We start from the raw sequence: 5,713 nt of genomic DNA on the forward strand, positions 1-5,713 counted from the left end.
GAATTCCATAGCTATCCCCTAAATGCAAAGTTTTGGCTGCATTTGTCGTTACAAATTTATATGAATTTAAAATTTCTTCATATCCCATCATATGTCCAGTATAGATTCCCATATACACAGGATCACGCATATTTCCACTTCCCATTGGATTCCAAGGATCGAAAATATCATCCGTTCCAAAAGAAACATTACATCCAGCTTCTGTTAATTCCTTAACTCGTGTTAATCCACGACGCTTAGGATATGTATCTGCACGACCTCCTAAATGAACATTTACACATGGATTCGCCACGAAATTTATGTTTGACATTTTTAAAATACGCATTAAACGAATCATATAAGCATTATTATACGAATGCATAGCCGTTGTATGGCTGGCCGTTACTTGATCTTTCATGCCAGTTTCATAAGCAAGTGTAGCCACTGTTTCAAGTCCACGACTAGCTTCATCATCAATTTCATCGCAATGAATATCAATTAGCTTTCCATATTTTTGAGCTAATTCAAAACAAATTTTTAAAGATTCGACCGAATATTCACGCGTAAATTCAAAGTGAGGAATAGCTCCAGCTGCATCTGCCCCCAATTTCAAAGCTGTTTCCAACAATTCTTTTCCTTTTGGATAGCTCAAAATTCCATATTGAGGAAAAGCAACAATTTGAATGTCCATGAAATTCTTCACTTCTTCTCTCAATTCCAAAATAGCTTCTAAAGCCGTTAAATTTGGATCATTGATATCTACATGCGTACGAACATGTTGAACACCATGAGTTGCCTGCATACGAATGACTTTATTCACACGATCCATCACATCTTTTTTAGTTAAAAATTCCTTACGCTCTTCCCAACGTTCAATACCTTCAAATAAAGTTCCCGACATATTCCAATGTGGTTGTCCAGCTGTCAAACAAGTATCTAAATGAACATGAGATTCCACAAAAGGTGGAAGAACAAGTTTCCCTTCTAGATCCATCACTTCTTCTTGTGCATATGGCTCTAAATCTTTTTTTATTTCTTTAAATTTCCCATCTTCAATTCGGATACACTTTAATTCTTCATTATTTTCAATACATGCATTTTTTATTAACATTTTATGCCTCTTTCTTTCTTACATATCCAATAAAATAACATATGGCTGCAACTATCATCGCATTTACCGCTGCAATTCCCCAAGCAAGGACATTCGCAACAATAGCCCCAACAATAACACCAACAATATTGAAACTATTAAAATCACCTACATCCATATTATCTTTATATTTTTTTCTTTTCATAAAGAAATCCAAAATGACAATAATTCCGATTGGTGGCAATGCACAATTTAGTATGTTAAGCCAACCTGTAAAATTGTAATACAACCAAATAGATAAGATAGTACCGATAATTCCTGCAATCCATGTTGTTATTTTCATTTGAATATTTGTGATATTACTAATCGCAAGACCACCTGTATAAAGAGCGTTATTATTTGTTGTCCAAATATTAGCTCCTAAAACAATAATAGCAGGAATTGCCAAACCTTGTGCAATCATGACATAGAAAATGTCATCAGCGCCAGTGAATGCACCTCCAATTGCACCGAAACAAAACATTAATGTATTACCAAAGAAAAACGCAATAACAGTTGTCCAAACCGCAATTTTATTATTTTTCGCAAAACGAATAAAATTCGGTGTTGCTGTTCCCCCAGAAATAAAGGAACCAATCACATATCCAATGCCTGTAAATACACTGATTTTACCAGCCGATTGTGCAAACACAGCCACAAGACCACCACCATCTGTAGTGGCAGTAACCATTGAATAGACACCTAATACAACAATTAAAGGGACGGATATCGTACTTACGACTTCTAATGCCTTCATACCTGTAGCAGCTGTCAAAGTCATCAATAATCCACCTGCAATTGTCAATGCCCATTCATTGATACCTAAAAGTTGAGCTGTTGGAATTGAAAACATCGCTACACCAACGCCAAACCATCCAATTTGTGTAAACCCTAGAACTAAGCTTGATAAATAAGATCCTTTTTTACCAAAAGCTTTTCGACAAAGCAAATCCATTGTTAGTCCTGTGTCAGATCCTATATAGGCTAATATCCCACAATAAATAGATAAAATAATACCTCCTATGACACACGCTAAAACAAATTCTTTAAAATCCAAACCATTTCCTAGTTTTGCTCCTACACTCATACTTGCAGAAAAGAAAGTAAATCCAAGCATGACAAAAAACATACTTCGAAACCCTTTTCTTGCACTTTCTGGAACCGCTTCTAATGAATAATCTTTATCTTTTATTTCTTCCATATATACTCCTTCATTTCAAAATTCACTATATGATTTTAACAGAAAAAGGTACCTATATACAGTACCTAAATCATCTTCTTTTCTCAATTAATAATAGATATGGACAATGATCCACCAATAAATTCTGTACCTTCTGTACCTGAATCGTTGTTTGTGTCTTTAAAAACTCTTCTACACAAATTGCCTCTTCTTTACCCGTATCATGTGGATACATCACAAGTGCCATTCTTCCTTTTACTTTTAAAAGGTTTAAAGCTTGTCTGACTGCACTTACACTTGAAGAAGATTGGGTTGTAATTTTAGGATCTCCTTGAGGAAAATAGCCAAAATTAAAGATAATCGCATCTACTTCTTCATGGATATATTCTTCCATATGTTCATGTCCCACATGAAAGAAACATGTTCTTTGATTCCCTAATCGTTCTTTTGTACTTTCAAAAACATCCCTTTGAATTTCGAAGCCATATACTTTATGCACATTTTGCGACAAAAAGAAATCTGTATCTTTTCCCTGTCCTAATGTAGCATCTACACATATTGCTTGTTTATGAAGTACAGGCTTTAAAAATTCATGGGATAAATCAACCATAGATTTCATCGCAGTCTAAGTGCCTCTTTATATAACATATAATCTTCTGTTTTATCACATACAAAACATACATGAATCGCCTTTGTCTCAGGAAACTTATTCATTAATCGCTTTACAGTTTGAATCGCAATTACACAAGCCTCATGATTTGGATATGCATTGATACCTGTAGAAATACATGGAAAAGCAATATTAATCGATTCCATATCATTTTTTCGCATATAATCATAAGCCAATGCCATACTATTCCAATAACAAGCGGCCAAATATTCATCTTCATTATGCGTTCCATCCATATAGCGTGGTCCACACGTATGAATAACTGCCTTACATGGTAAATTAAAAGCTTTGGTCATTTTAGCTTTCCCAACCTCTAAACCATTCAATTCTTGACATGCTTTCATCATTTCACTTCCGGCTTGATGAAATATTTGTGCACTAACTCCTTGCATCGGTAATACTTGTTTATTGGTTGGATCGACAATCAAATCAAAATCCAACAAAGCTATATTTCCCTTTAATGTACTAATCATTCGTCTTCTCCCATCTTAGTCATTCGACTTGATAATTTCTGTGCAGAAATAGAAACCGCATGAAATTGCGTTGCCAAAGTTTCCAATGTTTTTTCTGCCTTTACACTTCTTTCCACAAGACGATTCGCATCTTCTTGAAGCAATAATATATTTCTTTCGATTTCTTCCATATGACTTGTTCTATAAAAATCTTTAGTACTTGATAATAAAGTCATCACCTCTGCTACAAGTGTCGTTGGTGATACTAACATCACATGTTTTTGAAGGGCATATGTGAATAAATCATCGCATTTTGCACAAACAAATTGATAAATAGCCTCACTAGGCACAAACAATAAGGCATAAGGCATCGTATCCATATTGATATATTTATTAGCCACATCATCAATGTGCTTTTTCATATTCATCTTAAAAGGCCTTAAATACGTATCCATATCTTCTTGTAAATTTAAATAGTTTTCCATAGGAAACTTTGAATCAATGCACAATACTTTATTAGTATCTGGCAAATGAAAAGCACAATCCGCAATCTTTCCATTCGGCAAAGTATACTGCATAGAATAAATTGATGGGTTTTGACCACAATATACACTTAGAAGCATATCCAATTGATATTCACCCCAATTTCCTCTTAATTTTGTGTTTGTCATAACTTGATTCATACGATACAAATAGTCTTCCATTTGATTCAAACTCATTTTAGATGTAGCCTGATTCTTTTGAACATCCTGTACTTGTTTTAAAAGATATTCAAAATTCTTTTGAAGAATCAAAGAATCCGAATTCGAAGATACACTTTCCTTTGATTTATTTTGCATCAACAAAACAATTAAACATACAATCACAATACATAATAATATTAAAATAATGATTTCCATTAAACCCTCCACACGAAAAGAAAAGAGACAAAAATATTTGTCCCCTATTTGTATATTTATTATAATTCAACTTCAAATGAATTACTACATCTTTTGAAATTCTTTCATATATTCCACAAGAAAATCAGCCGTAGCCTCAACCATCTCTTTACCCCATTCATATGTCGCATATTTAGGATGATCCTTGCCAAACCAACCATTATCACTACTTAAACGATTGCTTCTAGGAACAGGAATATCTACACCTTTAAAGTTAACCGTTTGAGCATTCGAAGCTGTTAATTCAGATGTAAACTGATTTAAATTTGAATCTTCAATCTTATCCTTCTGTACTAGACTTTCATCCACATACAACATAGCGGCCGTTTCCTGACCTGCACCGTGGCCTCCAGCCCATTTTGGATTGATTTTTCCAGCAATGGTCCACCAATCAAAAATCGTACCCACAGCCCCCTTTTTATATAAATGACGACACACTTTACTTAACGCATGTGTATTTCCTCCATGTCCATTTAAAAATACAAAGTGTCTAGCACCACAATCATAAAGTCGATCACTAATTCTTTCCATGACCATCTCTAATAAATCACTACCAATTGATATTGTACCTGTATATTCTGTATGAAAATCAGCATCTCCATAAGGCAATGTTGGAGCAATCAATACATCACTTTGTTTTTCTACAAGCTCTAAAATCTTATTAGGAATCATAGTATCGGTTCCTAATGGATTATGTATTCCATGATTTTCTGTACTTCCCGTTGTCAGAATCACCATATCATGATCCTTAAAATATTCTTCACAATCTTTCCAACTCATTCTTTCTAATCGCATAACTTCACTTCCTATCTATATATATGTATAATACTCCTATCGAAAGGAAAATTTCTATGGATATTCAAATTTTATTATTTATACAAGAAAATATACGGAACTATATATTAACACCATTCTTCACTTTAATCACAAACGAATATTTTTTATATGCAATTTTAGTAGTCGTATTAATTTATATGTTTAAGAAAAATGACCAAACTCGAAAACTCGCAAAAGAAACAATCATTGCCTTTATAATTTGTACTGTATTATTCATTGTATTAAAGCTCATATTTCATAGACCTAGACCCTTTGATGCATTTAACGAACTTATTCCATTAGTGGATAAACCAACCGATTATTCCTTTCCATCTGGACATACGGCATCGGCCTTTATTTGTGCCTTTATGGTGTATGATGGTCTTCCCAAAAAATACAGTATTCTAATCATCATACTCGCAATTCTTGTTGCCTTTTCTAGACTCTATGTGGGCGTTCATTATCCAACAGATATTCTTGCAGGTATTATTCTTGCGTACATTGTTTATAAATTCATGAAAAAGACTATGTCAACTAAATGACATAGTT

Annotated in this window: 7 protein-coding genes; 1 reads left to right on the forward strand and 6 read right to left on the reverse strand. The window is 33.7% G+C overall.

Annotated features, from left to right (window positions below):
* The 6 genes from codA to EUBIFOR_RS08240 all read right to left on the reverse strand — a co-directional run.
* On the reverse strand, positions 1-1,090 hold a 1,090-nt coding region (gene codA / locus EUBIFOR_RS08215; protein WP_003865559.1), incomplete at its 3' end, for a cytosine deaminase.
* Between the two features lies 1 nt (position 1,091).
* Positions 1,092-2,309 carry a cytosine permease gene (codB, locus tag EUBIFOR_RS08220; RefSeq protein ID WP_003865560.1) on the reverse strand — a complete coding sequence of 406 codons (1,218 nt, stop codon included), beginning with the start codon at positions 2,307-2,309 and terminating at the stop codon, positions 1,092-1,094.
* Between the two features lie 70 nt (positions 2,310-2,379).
* Positions 2,380-2,907 (reverse strand): tRNA 5-(aminomethyl)-2-thiouridylate-methyltransferase MnmM, encoded by a 528-nt coding sequence (gene mnmM, locus EUBIFOR_RS08225; RefSeq protein ID WP_003865561.1) that lies wholly within the window; start codon positions 2,905-2,907, stop codon positions 2,380-2,382.
* The gene (locus tag EUBIFOR_RS08230) at positions 2,904-3,431 is read right to left on the reverse strand and encodes a macro domain-containing protein (protein ID WP_003865562.1); all 528 of its coding nucleotides are present in this window, start codon (positions 3,429-3,431) and stop codon (positions 2,904-2,906) included. Before EUBIFOR_RS08230 ends, mnmM begins: the two co-directional genes overlap by 4 nt.
* Positions 3,428-4,309 (reverse strand): DNA recombination protein RmuC, encoded by an 882-nt coding sequence (rmuC, locus tag EUBIFOR_RS08235; RefSeq protein WP_040466389.1) that lies wholly within the window; start codon positions 4,307-4,309, stop codon positions 3,428-3,430. The genes EUBIFOR_RS08230 and rmuC overlap by 4 nt, the downstream gene beginning before the upstream one ends.
* Positions 4,310-4,393: 84 nt before the next feature.
* Positions 4,394-5,143: a creatininase family protein gene (locus tag EUBIFOR_RS08240; protein WP_003865564.1), complete on the reverse strand. Its 750-nt coding sequence runs from the start codon at positions 5,141-5,143 to the stop codon at positions 4,394-4,396.
* Positions 5,144-5,199: 56 nt separating this feature from the next.
* Between EUBIFOR_RS08240 and EUBIFOR_RS08245 the strand changes: the two genes are divergently transcribed.
* On the forward strand, positions 5,200-5,706 hold the full coding sequence (locus EUBIFOR_RS08245) for a phosphatase PAP2 family protein (protein WP_050755964.1): 507 nt from the start codon (positions 5,200-5,202) through the stop codon (positions 5,704-5,706).
* Positions 5,707-5,713 lie beyond the last annotated feature (7 nt).

The organism is Holdemanella biformis DSM 3989, from assembly GCF_000156655.1.
GTDB lineage: Bacteria > Bacillota_I > Bacilli_A > Erysipelotrichales > Erysipelotrichaceae > Holdemanella > Holdemanella biformis.

Coding starts and splice junctions, on each gene's coding strand:
- codB (WP_003865560.1), bottom strand. CDS start 2,309: ATGGAAGAAATAAAAGATAAAGATTATTCATTAGAAGCGGTTCCAGAA.
- mnmM (WP_003865561.1), bottom strand. CDS start 2,907: ATGAAATCTATGGTTGATTTATCCCATGAATTTTTAAAGCCTGTACTT.
- EUBIFOR_RS08230 (WP_003865562.1), bottom strand. CDS start 3,431: ATGATTAGTACATTAAAGGGAAATATAGCTTTGTTGGATTTTGATTTG.
- rmuC (WP_040466389.1), bottom strand. CDS start 4,309: ATGGAAATCATTATTTTAATATTATTATGTATTGTGATTGTATGTTTA.
- EUBIFOR_RS08240 (WP_003865564.1), bottom strand. CDS start 5,143: ATGCGATTAGAAAGAATGAGTTGGAAAGATTGTGAAGAATATTTTAAG.
- EUBIFOR_RS08245 (WP_050755964.1), top strand. CDS start 5,200: ATGGATATTCAAATTTTATTATTTATACAAGAAAATATACGGAACTAT.